At 73.0% G+C, this 17,394-nt stretch carries 16 protein-coding genes; 11 read left to right on the top strand and 5 right to left on the bottom strand.

From position 1 onward, the window contains the following. Positions 1-14: 14 nt before the first annotated feature. The 5 genes from LQ327_RS17050 to LQ327_RS17030 form a co-directional block, all read right to left on the bottom strand. Entirely contained in the window at positions 15-947 is a 933-nt protein-coding gene (locus tag LQ327_RS17050) for a restriction endonuclease (RefSeq protein WP_230735774.1), read from the bottom strand. Between the two features lie 162 nt (positions 948-1,109). Continuing rightward, positions 1,110-2,132 (bottom strand): adenylate/guanylate cyclase domain-containing protein, encoded by a 1,023-nt coding sequence (locus LQ327_RS17045; protein WP_230735772.1) that lies wholly within the window; start codon positions 2,130-2,132, stop codon positions 1,110-1,112. A 68-nt stretch (positions 2,133-2,200) separates the two neighbouring features. Beyond that, entirely contained in the window at positions 2,201-2,647 is a 447-nt protein-coding gene (locus LQ327_RS17040) for a universal stress protein (protein ID WP_230735770.1), read from the bottom strand. A 118-nt stretch (positions 2,648-2,765) separates the two neighbouring features. Continuing rightward, positions 2,766-4,010 carry a lycopene cyclase family protein gene (locus LQ327_RS17035; RefSeq protein WP_230735768.1) on the bottom strand — a complete coding sequence of 415 codons (1,245 nt, stop codon included), beginning with the start codon at positions 4,008-4,010 and terminating at the stop codon, positions 2,766-2,768. Further along, positions 3,977-4,378 carry a hypothetical protein gene (locus LQ327_RS17030; protein WP_230735765.1) on the bottom strand — a complete coding sequence of 134 codons (402 nt, stop codon included), beginning with the start codon at positions 4,376-4,378 and terminating at the stop codon, positions 3,977-3,979. The genes LQ327_RS17035 and LQ327_RS17030 overlap by 34 nt, the downstream gene beginning before the upstream one ends. A gap of 286 nt (positions 4,379-4,664) precedes the next feature. Here LQ327_RS17030 and LQ327_RS17025 point away from each other — a divergent pair, with 286 nt between their 5' ends. The 11 genes from LQ327_RS17025 to LQ327_RS16980 all read left to right on the top strand — a co-directional run bounded on the left by LQ327_RS17025 (position 4,665) and on the right by LQ327_RS16980 (position 17,393). Then, positions 4,665-6,287, top strand: a complete 1,623-nt coding sequence (locus LQ327_RS17025; RefSeq protein WP_230735763.1) for an ABC-F family ATP-binding cassette domain-containing protein — start codon at positions 4,665-4,667, stop codon at positions 6,285-6,287. Between the two features lie 197 nt (positions 6,288-6,484). Then, on the top strand, positions 6,485-6,694 hold the full coding sequence (locus LQ327_RS17020; RefSeq protein WP_169183063.1) for a helix-turn-helix domain-containing protein: 210 nt from the start codon (positions 6,485-6,487) through the stop codon (positions 6,692-6,694). A 568-nt stretch (positions 6,695-7,262) separates the two neighbouring features. After that, the gene (locus tag LQ327_RS17015) at positions 7,263-9,134 is read left to right on the top strand and encodes an ABC transporter ATP-binding protein (RefSeq protein ID WP_230736260.1); all 1,872 of its coding nucleotides are present in this window, start codon (positions 7,263-7,265) and stop codon (positions 9,132-9,134) included. Between the two features lie 251 nt (positions 9,135-9,385). Beyond that, positions 9,386-10,744, top strand: coding sequence for an ergothioneine biosynthesis glutamate--cysteine ligase EgtA (egtA, locus tag LQ327_RS17010; RefSeq protein ID WP_230735761.1), 1,359 nt, complete (start codon positions 9,386-9,388; stop codon positions 10,742-10,744). After that, the gene (egtB, locus tag LQ327_RS17005; RefSeq protein ID WP_230735759.1) at positions 10,741-12,120 is read left to right on the top strand and encodes an ergothioneine biosynthesis protein EgtB; all 1,380 of its coding nucleotides are present in this window, start codon (positions 10,741-10,743) and stop codon (positions 12,118-12,120) included. The genes egtA and egtB overlap by 4 nt, the downstream gene beginning before the upstream one ends. A 12-nt stretch (positions 12,121-12,132) precedes the next feature. Then, positions 12,133-12,897: an ergothioneine biosynthesis protein EgtC gene (gene egtC / locus LQ327_RS17000; RefSeq protein ID WP_230735757.1), complete on the top strand. Its 765-nt coding sequence runs from the start codon at positions 12,133-12,135 to the stop codon at positions 12,895-12,897. Positions 12,898-13,002: 105 nt separating this feature from the next. Next, complete coding sequence (egtD, locus tag LQ327_RS16995; RefSeq protein ID WP_230735755.1) at positions 13,003-13,986, top strand: L-histidine N(alpha)-methyltransferase; 984 nt, start codon at positions 13,003-13,005, stop codon at positions 13,984-13,986. A 16-nt stretch (positions 13,987-14,002) separates the two neighbouring features. Then, on the top strand, positions 14,003-14,545 hold the full coding sequence (locus LQ327_RS16990; protein ID WP_230735753.1) for a class I SAM-dependent methyltransferase: 543 nt from the start codon (positions 14,003-14,005) through the stop codon (positions 14,543-14,545). Positions 14,546-14,573: 28 nt separating this feature from the next. After that, positions 14,574-14,756, top strand: coding sequence for a hypothetical protein (locus tag LQ327_RS16985; RefSeq protein WP_230735751.1), 183 nt, complete (start codon positions 14,574-14,576; stop codon positions 14,754-14,756). A gap of 101 nt (positions 14,757-14,857) precedes the next feature. Further along, complete coding sequence (locus tag LQ327_RS34000) at positions 14,858-14,992, top strand: hypothetical protein (protein ID WP_269070262.1); 135 nt, start codon at positions 14,858-14,860, stop codon at positions 14,990-14,992. Positions 14,993-15,275: 283 nt separating this feature from the next. Further along, entirely contained in the window at positions 15,276-17,393 is a 2,118-nt protein-coding gene (locus LQ327_RS16980) for a hydantoinase/oxoprolinase family protein (protein WP_230735749.1), read from the top strand. The last annotated feature ends 1 nt before the right edge of the window (position 17,394 follow it).

The following is a 17,394-nucleotide window of genomic DNA, read 5'->3' as shown; positions in this document are numbered from 1 at the left end:
ATTAGTGCTCACAGCTATGCCTTCTCGAAGAAGTCTTCATCGACTCCCACAACGGTGTAGGTGTTCTCGACTTGGACGCCTACCCCGTACCGGATCATCAGGTTCGCCAAGCGCGCGCCATCGATGAGTACGACGGATGCATTGACCTGACGAGCGTATTCCGTAGCCTCTTTGGTGAAGCTGCTCGTGGTGATGAAGACACCTTGGCTGGCTTGTTGACCGTGTAGAGCGCCAACGAACCCTTGAATCTGCGGACGACCGACGACGTTATCTGATGCGTAGCGTTTGGCCTGAACGTAGATACGGCCGAGACCAAGCGGGTCCTGGTCGATGACGCCGTCCACACCGCCGTCACCGCTACCACCGATACGGCGAGCACGGTCCTCGTCGGCGCCGCCGTACCCCATTGCCACCAGCAGGGCCAGGACAGTGGTCTCGAAGAATGTCGGGTCCACGCTCCGTAGACGCTGGAGCAGGTCGGTCGCCACGCTCGCGTGGAGCCGATCGACGCCGGCGGCGATCTGTTCACGCGGGTTCAGGGGATCACCCGGGCCTGCAACGGGCGGCGTCGGGCCTGCACCGCCATGCGCGCCCCCAGCAATCGGATAGCCGGGGGTCTGCTGCAGGAGGTGCTTCTCGGTAAACCCGTGAGGGAAGGCCTCCAACAGCATCCGGCCGGTCTTGTTGATGACGTAGGTTCCACGCTTGGGCCTGTCAACGGCACCTGCCCGAGCGAGGGCCGACATCGCCCAGCCAGCTCTATCTCGGTACCTGGTCAGGCCGGAGTTGAGCGTCTCGAGTCGGTGTTCCGCCGTCAGACCCGCGATGTCCGCCGCGGTATCTCCCAACTCTCGCGCCAGGTGGGGTTCGCCGTCTTCCAGCGCGGTCAGAATCGGCCGGAGGAAGCCCTCCCAGGTCGGCATCTCGGTAACCACGTCGCCGTGCACGAGCAGTACTCTAGTTTTCCGACTTAGAGGTCGAAGCTCGCCCCCGCAACAGGGCGAGGGAGTCGCTGCGTGCCGATCGAATCTTTGCTCACCCTTGCAGCGACTCCTTGATCACGAGCGCACCAAGTCGAGCCTGAGCACGGAAACGCACGCACGGGAGCGTCAGCTCGAACGCGGCCGCACCACGTGCGGCTTCAGGTGCTTGTAGCCCCGAACCGCCAGCGGGGGCACCGAGCGGAGCTCGACGTCGAGGCCGAGGTCGCGCACCGCGTCGGTGAGGTCGTCGTCGAGCAGCGTCGTGCCCGGGCGCGCGTGCGAGGTCAGCCGGCTCGCGATGTTGACCACCGGGCCGTACACGTCGCCGTAGCGGGGGAGGACCTCCCCGTGGGCCAGGCCGATCCGCAGCGTGAGACGGCCGTCGTCGTCCGGGACGTCGGCGTGCAGGTCGAAGGCGATCTGCAGGGCCGAGCGGACGTCGGAGCAGACGAAGAGCACCTCGTCGCCGAGGGTCTTGACGATGCGCCCGCCGTGCCGCGAGACCACGTCGGTGCTGACGCCCTCGAACCGCTCCAGCAGTGAGCGCAGCTCGTCGGCGTCGACCTGCCGCGACATCGACGTGAACCCGACGAGGTCCGCGAAGCCGACGGTCGTGGGTGTCGCCCGCGGGTCGTCCTCGGACTCCGACTCGGCGATCGCGGACATCATGCGCCCGGCGGTCACCGCGAGGTGGCGCCGCCACGTGTAGGCCTGCAGCTTCTCCAGCAGCGGGACCAGGGTCCGGACGGAGTCGACGACGGCGTCCGGCTCGCCGGCGGTGCCGCGGTCGGCGATGCTGCGCCGCAGCAGGTTGGACTGCCACTCGGCGAGCCGCGCCATGCTCTGGCCCAGGGTCCGCGCGATCGCGAGGGCCTCGGCCTCGTCGAGCGCCTCGTCCCCGAGCAGCTCCTGCACGAGCTCGAGCGCGTCCAGGTCGGCCTGGCCGAACGCGGACACGTCGTCGGGCACGCTCGGGAACCCGAGCGCGCTCCACAGCCGCGAGGTCTGTTCCAGGGACACCCCGGAACGCCCGGCGATGTCGCCGCGACGCAGGAAGCGCTCGCCGCCGAGGAGGAACTCCTCGACCTCGCGCTGCGCCTCGCTCCAGGGGCCCGACCCGTCGTCGGGCCCCGGAGCGGGCGGATCCACGTCGTCCTCACCGCGGTCGTCGCGCGGGCCCGCACCCGCGCGGTGTCGTGCGTTCCGCGGCGGACGACTCACGTGGTGTGGACGATGAGGACGTCCGTCGGCGCCTTGCGGGAGATGCCCTGCGGCACCGAGCCGAGCAGTCGGCCGGACAGGCTGTTCAGCCCGCGGTTGCCGATGACGAGCAGGTCGACCTTGCGGTCGTTGACGACGTCGGTGACGGCCTCGATGGGGTCGCCCTCGACGGCCAGGGTCTGGACATCGCCGACGCCCTTGCGGGACGCGCGCTCCTTGGCGTCGCGCAGCGTCTCCTCGGCCGGGGTCGAGCCGACCACGTGGTACGCGGCGTCCTCACCCAGCTGGTCCTGGGCCGAGTTGGTGTTCTTCGCCGGGTGGTAGGCGCAGATGATCAGGAGGGCGGCCGCCGAGTCGGCGGCCACGCTGGCCGCGCGGTCGACGGCGCGGAAGGAGGAGTCGGAACCGTCGGTGCCGACGGCGACGAGCTGGTAGGCGCCCATGATGCGTACTCCGATCTGGGGGTCTCTCCGGACATGGGGAACGAAGGGTGGCCCGGAGATCGCGGATGGTATCGCGATCGTCCGATCGGACGACGTCGACCCCCCGTGTGCCGGGCCCTCAGGGCCGCTGGGCGGGTCCGGGTCCGGCCAGCGACCCGATGATCAGATGCCCGCGCAGACGCGGCGTCAGACGTGCGAACACCCACACCATCGCCCGCAGCGACTCCGCCACGTCGTCGTCGGCGCCCAGGTAGGCCCGCCGCGGGGCCGTCGGGAGCGAGAAGAAGCGGTCGAAGAACTCGGGCACCTCTCCGGGCGGGAGACGCAGGAGAACGTCGAGGCCCCGGCCGCGCATCGCGTGGACGATCCCGGCCGATCCACCCCGCACGGCGCGCCGGGCCCAGGCCGCTCCACCGGACCCGTCGATCACCGCTGGATGATCCGATCGAGCGACACACGCGTCAGCCAGACGAGTGGCCACGCGCAGCGACCGCGCCACCGAGAACCCCGTCGCCGGGTGCACGAGGGGCGCGGCGGCGCCGAGCGCGACGACACCGTCGGGCGGGCGATGATCCGGGGTGTCGACCGGGAACCGGACGTGCTCCACCCGGGCGGGGTCGTCGAGCGGGATCTCGGCCCCACGCAGGCCCGCGGCGAGCAGCCGACGCCGGAGGCGCTCGCTGAGATCGGGCAGCGGCAGACCGGGTCGCCGGGCCAGCGAGGTCTCCTCGAGCAGCACCCGACCGCCGCCGAGCGGCACGGCGTAGAGGAACGTGGGCCAGCCGGGGACGCCGTGCAGCGGGCGCCAGTCCATGAACAACAACCGGCCCCCGGTGACCCGCGCCGCCGTCGCCTCGTCCACGACGACGCCGACGGCGGTCTGCTCGGCCCGCCGTCCCCGCCCGCGGTGGGCGCTCAGGGCCTGCGGCGCGCCCGTCGCGTCGGCGACGAGACCGGCCCGGCACTCGCGGCCGTCGGCCAGCACCGCGCGCCCGGCCCCGGCGGTGACCACCCGTCCGCGGACGACCCGGACCCCGTCGTCGTACAGGGCCCGCTGCAGCGCGGGGGTGTCGAGGACGGCGTACTCGTCGTCGAGGCGGTGGGTGCGGGTGGCGATCGCCCAGCCGACGTCCTGCGCGGCCACGACCTCGGGCGGCAGCGCGTCCGGCCCGGATCGCGGCAGCTCGTGGGCCCACGCGCCGTAGGTGTGACGCCAGGTCCGGTCCGGGCGGGGGTCGACGAGCACGACGTCGAGCCCGCGCCGGGCACACGCCCGTGCCGCGGACCAGCCGGCCGGGCCGCCGCCCGCCACCAGCAGGTCGGCCGGGCTCAGCTCTCCCCGGTGCCCAGCTCGCGGTCCCACGAGCGGAGCGTCTCGCGGTCGCGCTTGGCCCGCTCGTTCCAGTCCCGCATGGCCTGCGGGTAGCCGGTGACGGTGACGTCGTAGACCGGCACGCCGCACTTGCGGGCGAGGCGCTCGGCGGCCCGCGGCGTCCCGACGCGACGCCGGGTCCACTCGCCGTCGACGGCCACCGCGACGACGGTGGTGTCGGTCGCCGTGGTCTCCGGCTCGACGAAGAACTCCACGCCACGCCGGGTCTTGGCGAACGAGCGCAGGTGGTCCAGGTCCGCCGGGCCGCCCTCACGATCGAGGACCTGGCGACGCCCGTCGGCGCCCACGCCGGAGGAACCCGACGTGCCGCTCCCGCGCAACCAGCTGAACAGGCCCATGGCCCCAGTGTCCCCGAGGTCCGGCAGAGGCGTGTGAAGAGATCGCCGTGCGTGAGGTCCGCCACCCCGCGGTGACGCGCGTGACACCCCGACCTCGGTCACTCGACGCCCGGACACCCGGGGGTGGCGCGAACCCCTCACCTACACTGGAACCCGGCGTACGCGCCCGCGGCGGAGCGTCGCCGAGCCCCGGCCGTGCCGGTGGGGCCGCCCTGGAGGCGGCGGCGGGCCGCTCGGCGCCCGTCATCGCCGCACCACGCCGCGACCACGACCCGGAAGGCCCCCTGTGATCACCGCGTCCGATCTCGAGCTGCGCGCCGGCTCCCGCGTCCTGCTCTCGGGGGTCACCCTCCGCGTGCAGCCGGGGGACCGCATCGGCCTGGTCGGGCGCAACGGGGCAGGCAAGACGACGTCGCTGCGGGCGATCGCGGGGGAGTCCGAGCCCTACGGCGGCACGATCCGGTCCACCGGCCCGGTCGGCTATCTGCCCCAGGACCCGCGCGAGGGCGACCTGTCCGTGCTGGCCCGGGATCGGGTGCTCTCCGCGCGCGGGCTCGACCAGATCCTGCGCGACATGGAGAAGGTCCAGACGGCGATGGCCGAGCTCGCCGACGACGACGAGCGCGACAAGGCGGTCGCCCGCTACGGCCGGCTCGAGACCCGGTTCGCCGATCTCGGCGGGTACGCCGCGGAGAGCGAGGCCGGGCGGATCTGTTCCAACCTCGGCCTGCCCGACCGCGTACTGGCCCAGTCCCTCGAGACGCTCTCCGGCGGTCAGCGCCGCCGCGTGGAGCTCGCCCGGATCCTGTTCGCGGCCTCCGGCGACGGCGGCAACGCGGGCACGACGCTGCTGCTCGACGAGCCGACCAACCACCTCGACGCGGACTCCATCTCCTGGCTGCGCGGGTTCCTCAAGTCGCACGAGGGCGGCGTCGTCGTCATCAGCCACGACACCGAGCTGCTGGCCGACGTCGTCAACAAGGTGTGGTTCCTCGACGCGACCCGCGGCGAGCTCGACACCTACAACATGAACTGGAAGAACTACCTGCGGGCGCGTTCCGACGACGAGGCCCGGCGCAAGCGGGAGCGGGCGAACGCCGAGAAGAAGGCGTCGGCGCTGCAGACCCAGGCCGCGAAGATGGGCGCGAAGGCGACGAAGGCCGTCGCGGCCAAGCAGATGCAGCGGCGGGCCACCGCGCTGCTCGAGGGGCTCGACGACGAGCGGCAGGACGACCGGGTCGCCGCGATCCGGTTCCCGACCCCGCAGTCGTGCGGGAAGACCCCGCTCACGGCGGCCGGGCTGTCGAAGAGCTACGGGTCGCTCGAGGTGTTCACCGGGGTGGATCTCGCGGTCGACCGCGGCTCCCGCGTGGTGATCCTCGGCCTCAACGGCGCGGGCAAGACGACGTTGCTGCGGATCATGGCGGGGGTGGAGACGCCGGACACCGGCGACGTCCTTCCCGGGCACGGGCTGCGCACCGGCTACTTCGCCCAGGAGCACGACACGCTCGACATGGGCCGGACGGTCTGGCAGAACGCCCGCTCGGCCGCGCCGGACACCCCGGAGCAGCAGCTGCGGACCCTGCTCGGCGCGTTCCAGTTCTCCGGGGAGCAGCTCGAGCAGCCGGCTGGGACGCTCTCCGGCGGCGAGCGGACCCGGTTGGCGCTCGCGGGGCTGGTCTCCTCGGCGGCGAACGTGCTGCTGCTCGACGAGCCGACCAACAACCTCGACCCGGCCTCGCGCGAGAAGGTGCTCGACGCGCTGCGCCACTACGAGGGCGCGGTCGTGCTCGTGACCCACGACCCGGGCGCCGTCGAGGCCCTCGAGCCGGAGCGGGTCATCCTCCTGCCCGACGGCACCGAGGACCACTTCTCCACCGAGCACCTCGAGCTCGTCGAACTCGCCTGAGCGCGACCGGCCCGACCCCGCCGCGCGGCGTAGGGCCTTCGTGAGCTGGAACGATCAGGCGCTGGTCCTCCCGGGCGGATCACGCTCCGAACGGCGCAACCGCTCACCGATCATGTGGAATGTGCCGTGGCGCACACCGGCATTCACGATCATCATGGGTCCACCGGGCACCGTCCGGGGGAGGGGTGGACCGAACCATGGCCGATCTGAAGAAGGGCGCCCGCATCACGGGCGACCAGCGCGACAAGCTCGCCACGGATCTCAAGAAGAAGTACGAGAAGGGCGCGAGCATTCGCTCGCTCGCCGAGTCGACGGGCCGGTCGTACGGCTTCGTGCACCGGGTGCTCTCGGAGTCCGGCGTCACGCTGCGCGGGCGCGGCGGAGCCACGCGCACCAAGAAGTCCTGAGCTCCGGGCCGGCGATCCGTCCGGCCGGAGATCACGGAAGCGCGCCGGGGCGGGTGCGGTGTGCACGTGTGCGCATGATCGGGGTGCGGGTCGCGGCGTAGGCCGACGACCTCGCAGCGGGAGCGAGTCGGCCCTGTGCTGGGCGTGAGCCGCTCCTGCGCTCCCGAGCACGAAGGGCACACCAGGCATCCGGCGAGCCGGTGGCGGCTGCCTGACGTGCTCCTGATCATCGTCGGCTGCCGCGGTTCCCGCCGCTTCCGAGCACGAGGGGCACGCCACGCATCCCACGCGCCGCTGACTCCTGCGCCAGGTGCTCCTCATGATCGGGGCAGGGCGCCGCCACCACACGCACCCGGGCGCGCCGGGCGCTCCGCCCAGCGCGAACGCGACCTCCGAACGCGAGCGTGATCCCGCTCCCTCACGGATACTTGACGCGCGGATCGGCGGACCACCACCCGCCGGACGCGACCAGCGCCTGCTCGTCCCGCTTGACCTCAACAATTGTCGAGGTCGCACGCTCGGCGCCGAGGTCCGAGCGAACGGGGTGAGCGGCGTGGAGAACGCCTGGATGTTGATGATGTCGATGGCGCGCGACGACAAGCTGCCGCGCTCCGTCCCCCGCGGCACCCTCGGGCGCATCTGGCGCTTCGCCGGGGCGCACCACAAGATGCTCTACGCGTTCCTCGCGCTGACCACGGTGTCGGCGGTCATCGCGGTGGGCGTCCCGGTGCTCGCCGGGCAGGTCGTCGACGCGATCGTCCACCGCAGCGGACTGGGCACGGTCATCGTCATCGCCGCGGCGATCGCCGCGCTGGCCGTCGTCGACTCCCTGTCCGGACTGCTCGAGCGCTGGATGAGCTCGCGGATCGGGGAGGGGCTGATCTACGACCTCCGGCGCGCGGTGTTCGGGCACGTGCAGTCGATGCCGATCGCGTTCTTCACCCGGACGCGGACCGGCTCGCTCGTCAGCCGCCTCAACAACGACGTCATCGGCGCCCAGCGGGCGTTCACCTCGACGCTGTCCGGCCTGGTCACCAACGTCATCCAGCTCGTGCTGACGGTCGCCGTGATGATCACGTTGGCCTGGCAGGTGACGCTGCTGGCCCTCGTCCTGCTCCCGATCTTCATCCTCCCGGCACGGCGGGTCGGACGGACGATCGCGAGCCTGCAGCGCGAGTCGGCCAACCTCAACGCGGCGATGACCGGCCAGATGACCGAACGGTTCTCGGCCGGCGGCGCGACCCTCGTCAAGCTGTTCGGGCACCCCGAGGCCGAGGCGGCGGAGTTCGGGGACCGGGCCGACCGGGTGCGGGCGATCGGCGTGCGCACCGCGATGGCCAACCGGGTGTTCATGACCAGCCTCACCCTGGTCAGCCAGCTCGCCCAGGCGATGGTCTACGGGGTCGGCGGCTGGCTCGCGATCACCGGGCGGATCGACGCGGGCACCGTCGTGAGCCTCGCCCTGCTGCTGACCCGGCTCTACGGTCCGCTGACCCAGCTGGCGAACGCCCGCGTGGACGTCATGAGCGCGCTGGTCAGCTTCGAGCGGGTGTTCGAGGTCCTCGACCTGCCCCCGACGATCGTCGAGCGTCCCGACCCGACGCCGGTGCCCGCCGGCCAGGCCGTCGGCGTGCGCCTGCGCGGGGTGCGCTTCACGTACCCGAGCGCCGAGGACGTCTCGCTGGCGAGCCTGGAGGAGGTCGCCACCCTCGACCACGTCGAGAACTCCGAGGTCCTGCACGGCGTGGACCTCGAGGTCGAGCCGGGGCAGATGCTCGCGCTCGTGGGCCCGTCGGGGGCGGGGAAGTCGACGATCGCGTCCCTCGTGCCGCGGCTCTACGACGTCGACTCCGGGGCCGTCGAGGTCGGCTGGTCGGGCGGGGCCGGGGACACCCGGTGGACCGACGTCCGCGACCTGTCCTTCGCCGACCTGCGCGGCACGGTCGGCGTGGTCACGCAGGACGGCCACCTGTTCCACGACACCGTCGCGGGCAACCTGCGCTACGCGAAGCCCGGGGCCACCGACGCGGAACTGGTCGCCGCACTGGAGCGCGCCCGTCTCGGTCCGCTGCTGCGCCAGCTCCCCGAGGGCCTCGACACCGTGATCGGCGAGCGCGGCTACCGACTCTCGGGCGGGGAGCGCCAGCGCCTCACCATCGCGCGGCTGCTGCTCGCCGCGCCCCGGGTCGTGATCCTCGACGAGGCCACCGCGCACCTCGACTCGGAGTCGGAGGTGGCGGTGCAGGAGGCGCTGGCGGAAGCGCTGGTCGGGCGGACCGCGGTCGTGATCGCGCATCGACTCTCGACGATCCGCAGTGCCGACACCATCGCCGTCGTCGAGGACGGACGGGTCGTCGAGCAGGGTCCGCACGGATCCCTGTTGGCGCGCGGGGGCCGCTACGCCGACCTGCACCACACGCAGTTCGCCCCCGCGGCCTGACCGAAGTCGATCACGTTGGGTGACGTTGTCAGGGGTCGGTGATACACCGAACACCGAAGGCACGAACACCTGCGATGGACCATCGCGCCGTGTAGCGTCCTTCGCCGTGTCTCCCGGGGTCCCTGGGACTCGAGGGACGCAGCAGCGCTCCGACGGTCCCCCGGGGCCGTGGGAGGAGTGACACGTTCGGTCACCCGGTCTGCCGGGGTACCAGCAGCAGCGGACGACGCGGTTCGGTGAGAGGAGCGGGGATGGCAGCGCCCGTGATCGAGCTCGACCCCGCCGCGCCGATCCCGGACCGTGCGGCCGCGGCGGCCTACGTCGCGTCGATCTGCTTCAAGCACGGTCCGCCGCGGCTCCTGGGCGCCGAGCTCGAATGGCTCGTCCGCTCCGCGACCCGCCCGACCGAACGTCTCGATCCCGCCGCACTCCTCCGTGCCCTCGGCCCCCACGCCCCCGGCACGCTCCTCTCCTCGGTCCCCGCCGACACCGGCGCGGGACCGGTGCCAGTCCCCTCCGATGCTCCGGAACCGCTCCCCGCCGGGAGCACGGTGACCGTCGAGCCGGGGGGCCAGGTCGAGATCGCGACGCCGCCGCTGGACGGTCTGTCCTCGCTCGTCGACGCGGTACGCGCCGACACCCACGCGATCCGGGCGCTGCTCGACGCCGAGGGCCTCGTGCTCTCCGGTCGCGCGTCCGACCCGCTGCGTCCGCCCCGCCGCATCCTCAAGGTCCCGCGCTACGCGGCGATGGAGGCGGCGTTCGACCGCGTCGGCCCGCACGGACGCACGATGATGTGCTCCACCTCCGCGGTCCAGGTCTGCGTCGACGCCGGCGAGGGCGCCGCGGTCACCGAGCGGTGGCAGGCGCTGCACGAGTTCGGGCCGACGCTGGTCGCCACCTTCGCGAACTCGCCCGCGGTCCACGGCAGGCGCACCGGCTGGAAGTCGTCCCGCATGGCGAGCTGGCTGTCGCTCGACCCGGAGCGGACCAGCCCACCGGCGACCCTCGGCCCGGACCCGGCGGAGGAGTGGGCGCGGCGCGCCCTGGACACCAGCCTGCTCTGCGTGCCGCACGGCGACACGTGGAGCGCCCCGCCCGCCGTGACCTTCGGCGACTGGATCGAGGGCCACGGCGGGATCGCCTTCCGCCCCACCCGGGCCGACCTGGACTACCACCTGACGACGCTCTTCCCGCCGGTCCGCCCGCACGGGCACGTCGAGGTCCGCTACCTCGACCAGCAGCCGGGGGACGAGTGGGCGGTCCCGGTCGCGGTGGTCACGGCGCTGCTCTCGGACCGCGCCACGCTCGACCGCGCCCGCGACGCCGTCGCCCCCGCGCAGGACCGCTGGGCCGCCGCAGCCCGGCACGGGCTCGCCGACGGTGTGCTGCGCCGCGCGGCGGGCACCCTCGTCGAGCTCGCCCACCAGCGCCTGCTCACCACCGACCCCGACCTCGCCGCCCTCGTCGGCGACGTCGCCGAGCGCCGTGTCCTGCGCGGTCGCTGCCCCGCCGACGAGCCGGTCGGCGAGCCCGGCGAGGGCGAGCTCCGACCCGCCGACGAGAGCCCGTACCCGGACGACCCCCTCCCCGGAGGCGACCACGGATGACCAGCGACGCCGACACCGACCGACCCCTGTCCGCCGCCCGCTACCCGGACGCTCTGCGCCGGCGCCTCGCCGCCGAGCTCGCCACCGCGCGCGACCGGACGCAGGCCCTCACCGACGCCGTCGACGACGCCGAGCTGATGCAGCAGCACTCCCCGCTGATGTCGCCGCTGCACTGGGACGTGGCGCACATCGCGAACATGGAGGACTTCTGGCTGGTGCGCCGGGCGACCCCGGGGGAGACCGCGAGCCCCGGCGTTCGTGAGGACATCGACCACCTCTACGACGCGTTCACCAACCCGCGGTCCGGGCGCCCGGAGCTGCCGCTGCTCGACCCGGTGGAGGCCCGCGCCTACGGGGCCACGGTGCGCGAGCGCGCCCTGCAGATCCTCGAGGAGGCGGGCACCGACGGCCGTGCCCTGCTCGACGACGGGTTCGTGTTCGGCATGATCGCCCAGCACGAGCAGCAGCACGTCGAGACGATGCTCGCCACCCATCAGCTGCGGCAGGGTCCCCGGGCGCTGCGGGCCGACCCGCCGCCGACCTCGTCGCAGGCCCGGGACCTGATCGGCAGCGAGGTGTTCCACCCCGCCGGGACCTTCACGATGGGCACCGACGCAGGAGGCCCGGACGTCTACGCGCTGGACAACGAGCGCCCGGCCCACCGGGTCGAGGTCGCCGCCTTCCACCTCGACGCGGCCCCGGTGACCAACGCCGAGTTCGCCCGCTTCGTCGACGACGGCGGGTACTCCCGGCGCGAGCTGTGGTCCGACGCCGGGTGGGAGCACATCACCGGCGAGGGCTGGTCCGCGCCGATGACCTGGGAGAACGTCGACGGTGCCTGGTACCGGACGTCGTTCGGGGAGCGCGAGGCGATCAGCGGCGTCGCCGACCAGCCCGTCCTGCACGTCTGCTTCCACGAGGCCCTGGCGTACGCGACGTGGGCGGGCAAGCGCCTGCCCACCGAGGTCGAGTGGGAGTACGCCGCGCGGTTCGACCCGACGACGGGCAGCACCCGCCGCTTCCCGTGGGGCGACGACGACCCGTCGCCGGAGCGCGCGAACCTCGACGGGCGGCACCTGCAGCCCGCTCCCGTCGGCGCCTATCCCGACGGCGCGTCCCCGCTGGGCGTGCACCAGCTCATCGGCGACGTCTGGGAGTGGTGCGACTCCGGCTTCGAGGGCTACCCGGGCTTCGCGCCGTTCCCGTACAAGGAGTACTCCGAAGTCTTCTTCGGCGGCGACTTCCGCATGTTGCGGGGCTCGTCGTTCGGGGTCGGCGCCGTCAACGCGCGCACCACGTTCCGGAACTGGGACCTGCCGATCCGTCGGCAGATCTTCTCCGGGTTCCGCTGCGCACGATCAGCCGAGCACGCCTGACCCGGCGCCCCCATGTGTCGACATCTGGCCCACGTCGGGCCGCGGCCGGTGACGCTGGCGTCCCGGGTGACCGAGCCGCCGCACTCGCTGCTCGTGCAGGCCTACGCCCCGGCGGACATGCGCGGCGGCGGGACGGTCAACGCCGACGGGTTCGGCGTGGGCTGGCTCGCCGAGGACGGCGCCGGCCACTCCTACCGGCAGCCGGTGCCGATGTGGACCGACGCGTCGTTCCTGGACCTCGCGACAGCGGTGCGCAGCACGGCGTTCGTCGCGGCGGTCCGCTCGGCCACTGTCGGGATGCCGGTCTCGGTCGGCGCCTGCGCGCCCTTCCGGGACGGCACCCGGATCTTCAGCCACAACGGCGTCGTGCGGGGCTGGCCGGCGAGCCTGGCCGACCTCGCCGCCGAGCTCGACACCGAGACCCTGATGACGCTGGACGCCCCCACCGACTCCGCCGTCCTGTGGGCACTCGTGCGCCGGCACCTCGACGCGGGCAAGGACCCGGCCGACGCCGTGGTCGACGTCGTGACGCGGGCTCTCGCGGCCGCCCCCGGATCGCGCCTCAACCTGCTGCTGCTGATCGCGGACGAGCGCGGCGAGCCCACCCTGGTGGCGACCGCGGTGGATCACGCGCTGTCCTACCTCGTCGGAGACGACGGGGTCACCGTCGCCTCGGAGCCGCTCGACGACGACCCCGGCTGGACCTCCGTGCCCGACCTCTCCGCCGTCGTCGTGCGTGGTCACGACGCCACCCCCGAGGTCACCCCGCTGACCTGATCCCGCGCGGCCGCCCGGGCCGCACGCCGACGCCGTTCCCGACGACGTGAACCAGGCCCGTCCCTGCCCGGACGAGCCGTGACCGATCGGACGTGACATCCCGCCGTGAACACTCCTGGGACCCTGGCCGCCCTGGACGTACACCTCACCGAGGCCGACGCGGACGCCGCCCTGCGCGCCGACGCCCGCACCGGCCTGACATCGACCCCGAAGGTCCTGCGGCCGCAGTGGCTCTACGACGCGCGCGGCTCGGAGCTGTTCGAGCAGATCACCGCGCTGCCCGAGTACTACCCGTTCACCGCCGAGCGCGACGCCCTCGCGCTCGGGGCGGAGGACATCGCCCGCCTGACCGGTGCCGACACCTTCGTCGAGCTCGGCTCGGGGTCGTCGACCAAGACGACGCTGCTGCTCGACGCGCTCTCCCGGACCGGGAACCTGCGCCACTACATCCCGGTCGACGTCTCGGCGTCGGCGCTCGAGGAGGCCGTCCCCGGGCTCGTCGCCGACTACCCGGATCTCGACGTGCACGGCGTCGTCGGGGACTTCATCGCGGACCTCCGCAGCGTCCCGAAGGTCGGCAGCCGGCTGGTGGTGCTGCTCGGCGGGACCATCGGCAACTTCGAGCCCGACGACCGCCGCCGCTTCCTCGAGGCGCTCTCCGAGACACTCGATCCCGGGGAGCACTTCCTCGTCGGCACCGATCTGATCAAGGACGAGGAGACGCTCGTCGCGGCCTACGACGACGCGGCCGGGGTCACCGCGGAGTTCGAGCTCAACGCGCTGACCGTGCTGAACCGGGTGCTCGGAGCGGACTTCGACGTCGACGGGTTCTCCTACGCGGCGGTGTGGGTGCCGCAGGCGAGCCGGATCGAGATGCGGGTGCGCGCCCGTCGCCCGATGACGGTGCAGGTCCCGGCGCTCGACCTCACCGTCGAGTTCGCGGCGGGCGAGGAGATGCGCACCGAGATCTCGACGAAGTTCACGCGCGAGGGCGTGGCCGCCGAGCTCGACACCGCCGGGTTCGACGTCGCGCACTGGGTCACCGACCCCGGCGCGCGCTTCGGGCTGACGCTCGCGCGGCGGCGCTGAGCGGAGAATCCCGGGGGTGAGCACGCAGGACCGGGAGCGCTGGGACCGGCGGTTCGCGACCGTCGGTCCCGGCCTGCCCGGCCCGCCGTCCGTGCTCGTCGGGCGGGAGGAGCTGGTGCCCGACGGCCCCGCCCGCGCCCTCGACGTCGCGTGCGGGCGCGGCACCGTCGCGGTGTGGCTCGCCGGACGCGGGCTCGCGACGACGGCCGTCGACGTCTCACCGGAGGCGCTGCGGCTGACGACGGAGCTGGCCTCCTCCCTGGGCGTCGACGTCACCACTGTCGGCGCCGATCTCGACGACGGTCTGCCCGCAGCGGTCGTCGGACCGTTCGACGTGGTCGTGTGCCAGCGGTTCCGCGACCCACGGCTCTACCCGGCGTTGGAGCGGTTGCTCGCGCCGGGCGGGCTGCTCGTGGTGTCGGTGCTCTCGACGGTCGGCGACGAGGGCGGCTCGTACCGCGCCGCGCCGGGGGAGCTGCGCGCGGCGTTCAGCCACCTCGAGGTGCTCGTCGACGAGGAGGGGCACGGCGAGGCACACTTGGTCGCCCGCCGGAACTGACTCCACGTCGCCGGCCTTCATGTGCAGGATGTGGGAGACGACGGCCCTGACGATCGCGCACGTCGAGGACGGGCGCCCGGTCGTCGAGCCCCGTGACCAGCTCGCCGCGCGGACCCGGCGGGACATCGCGAGCGCCGGCGTCGTCGGGTCGGTCGTGGACGAGCTCCTCGCCGATCGTCGAGCCGAGGCCGCGCGCGAGCAGGCGGACTGACGGAGGCGCCGCCGCGGCGCTCGTGAGATCGCAGAGGGCGCTCGCGGGCGAGGCACGGACGATCCGCAACACCCTCGCCTCACTCGCCCGTGTCAAAGGTCGTGACGCAGGCCAGGTTCCGAGCGCAGCTCGAGGGACACGCCAAGATCGTCGCCGCGCAGGCCGAAGAGCTCGGTAAACGGGCCGCGGCGTCGGACGAGATGGCGCGCGACGCGGAGAAGCTCCGTCTGAGCTGACCGGCTGAACGATGGGGCAGGACCGGCTGCGCCCCACCCTGACACCGCATGGGGTCCAGCACACGACGGATCGGGGCCGTGGTGACCGCACGGATCGGTGCGCATCCCGCACACAGCGGATGGCGACAGTGGCGACCGCCCCGATCCGTGCGCGTCCCGCACACGGAGCTGCCGTCGTCATCGCCGAACCACCTCTTGACTTGTCGGCGCTGGTGTCAAACAATCCACGCATCCGTCAAACGCGTGGCCTGGGTCACGCGCTGCCTCAACGAGGAGTGTGGTCATGGCCTACGTGATCGGCGTCGACGTGGGCGGGACGTTCACCGACGCGGTACTCGACGACGACTCCGGCTCGATCGTCGCCGCCAAGGCCCCGTCGACCCCTCCCGACTACTCGCAAGGGGTCCTCGACGTGCTCGACCTGCTCGCCGAGCAGCTCGGGAAGTCGGTGGAGGCGATGCTGGCCGAGACCCACCACATCGCCCACGGCACGACCTCGTCGCTCAACGCGCTCGTGCAGCGCAAGGTCCCCGAGGTCGGGTTCCTGACGACGCGGGGCCACCGGGACTCGATCTTCATCATGAACGTCGAGGGCCGGTACCTGGGCCGCTCCCCGCACGAACTGCAGCACGTCCTCGCCCAGGACAAGCAGCACCACCTGCTCCCCAAACGGCACGCCCTCGAGGTCACCGAGCGGATCGACCGCGACGGCGAGGTCGTCGTCGCGCTCGACGAGGACGAGGCCCGCGACCGCGTCCGCACGCTGCTGGCCGACGGCGTCCGCGCCATCGCGGTCTCGCTGCTCTGGGCGTTCCGCAACCCGACCCACGAGCGCCGCATCCGTGAGCTCGTCCACGAGATCGACCCCGACGTGTTCGTCGCGCTCTCCAGCGAGGTCAGCCCCCGCATCCGCGAGTTCGCCCGGCACTCCACGACGATCATGAGCACGCAGGTCGGGCCCGGGCTGCGCGACTACCTGACCAACCTCGAGTCGAGCCTGCGCGAGCGCGGACTCTCCGGACCGCTGCTCGTCATGCAGAGCAACGGGGGAGCGGTCGCCGCCGCCGAGGCACCCGCCCAGGCCATCAGCACCGTCGGCTCGGTCCTCACCGGCGGTGTGATCGGCTCGGTCGCGCTCGGCCGCCGGCTCGGGCACCGCAACATCATCTCGACCGACGTGGGCGGCACCACGTTCCTCGTCGGCATGGTCGTCGACGGCGAGCCGGAGCGCGAGACGACGACGGTCATCAACCACCACCCGATCAACGTCCCGACGCTGCGGGTGCACGCCATCGGGTCGGGCGGCGGCGCGATCGCCTGGGTCGACCCGGGCGGCAACCTGCGGATCGGGCCGCACAGCGCGGGCGCGGTCCCCGGCCCGGCGTCGTACGACCAGGGCGGCACCGAGCCGACCAACACCGACGCCAACCTCGTGCTCGGCATCCTCCCGACGACGGGTCTGCTCGGCGGCCGCAAGGCCCTGAACGTGGAGAAGGCCCGCAAGGCCATCCGCACCCGGATCGCCGAGCCGCTCGGACTGTCCGTCGAGGACGCCGCGGCCGCCATCCACGCCGCGCAGAACGCCCAGACCGGCGACCTGCTGCGCAAGACCGTCGTCGAGGCCGGCTACGACCCCCGCGACTTCGTGCTCTACGCCTTCGGCGGCTCCGGGCCCGCGTTCTGCGCCGCGTACGCCGCGCACCTGGGCGTCGAGGAGGTCGTCGTCCCGCTGGGCGCGGTCGCGTCGGCGTTCTCGGCCTACGGCCTGGCCTCGTCGGACATCGAGCTCGCCGCCGAGCTCTCCGACCCCGCCACGCTGCCGATCGACCCGGTCCGCGCGGAGAAGTCGTTCGCGCAGCTCGAGGACCAGGTCCGGCAGGGCCTCGACCGCCAGGGACTGAAGTTCGACGCCGTCGAGATCACCCGCGAGCTCGACATGCGCTACGCGATGCAGCTGGCCGAGGTCACCGTCCCGGTCACCGGCGGCCCGCTCGACGCGGCGGCGCTCGACGAGGCGGCAGCGCGCTTCGAGACCCGCTACGCCGAGCTCTTCGGCCAGGGCTCGGGCTTCCGCGAGGCCGGCGTGCAGGCGATCACCTACCGCGTCCGCGGCCGGGGCGTGCTGCCGTTCTCCCCCGAGCTGCCGCCCCTCGACGCGGGCGACGGCCCGGACCCCGCCGTCGCCGAGGCGTCCCGCCGGCCGGTGTTCCTGCAGGTGGGCCGCGGCTACGAGGACACCCCGATCTACGACTACGCCGCGCTGCGGGCCGGCCACGTCATCACCGGGCCCGCGGTGATCGAGGTCCCCACCACCACCGTCGTCGTGCCCGCCGGACGCACCGGCACCGTCGACCAGCTCGGCAACCTCACCATCCGCCCGACCCAGAACCAGGGAGCCTGAC

This window comes from Actinomycetospora endophytica (genome assembly GCF_021026375.1).
GTDB classification, from domain to species: domain Bacteria; phylum Actinomycetota; class Actinomycetes; order Mycobacteriales; family Pseudonocardiaceae; genus Actinomycetospora; species Actinomycetospora endophytica.
The sequence above is the reverse complement of the archived record's forward strand: the minus strand, read 5'-3'. Positions and strand labels throughout refer to the sequence as shown.

What these genes read in the sequence shown, in the direction of transcription:
- LQ327_RS17040 (WP_230735770.1), bottom strand. Translation starts at nt 2,647, where the DNA reads ATGGGCGCCTACCAGCTCGTCGCCGTCGGCACCGACGGTTCCGACTCC.
- LQ327_RS17030 (WP_230735765.1), bottom strand. Translation starts at nt 4,378, where the DNA reads ATGGGCCTGTTCAGCTGGTTGCGCGGGAGCGGCACGTCGGGTTCCTCC.
- LQ327_RS17020 (WP_169183063.1), top strand. Translation starts at nt 6,485, where the DNA reads ATGGCCGATCTGAAGAAGGGCGCCCGCATCACGGGCGACCAGCGCGAC.
- LQ327_RS17015 (WP_230736260.1), top strand. Translation starts at nt 7,263, where the DNA reads ATGTTGATGATGTCGATGGCGCGCGACGACAAGCTGCCGCGCTCCGTC.
- egtA (WP_230735761.1), top strand. Translation starts at nt 9,386, where the DNA reads ATGGCAGCGCCCGTGATCGAGCTCGACCCCGCCGCGCCGATCCCGGAC.
- egtB (WP_230735759.1), top strand. Translation starts at nt 10,741, where the DNA reads ATGACCAGCGACGCCGACACCGACCGACCCCTGTCCGCCGCCCGCTAC.
- egtC (WP_230735757.1), top strand. Translation starts at nt 12,133, where the DNA reads ATGTGTCGACATCTGGCCCACGTCGGGCCGCGGCCGGTGACGCTGGCG.
- LQ327_RS16985 (WP_230735751.1), top strand. Translation starts at nt 14,574, where the DNA reads ATGTGGGAGACGACGGCCCTGACGATCGCGCACGTCGAGGACGGGCGC.
- LQ327_RS16980 (WP_230735749.1), top strand. Translation starts at nt 15,276, where the DNA reads ATGGCCTACGTGATCGGCGTCGACGTGGGCGGGACGTTCACCGACGCG.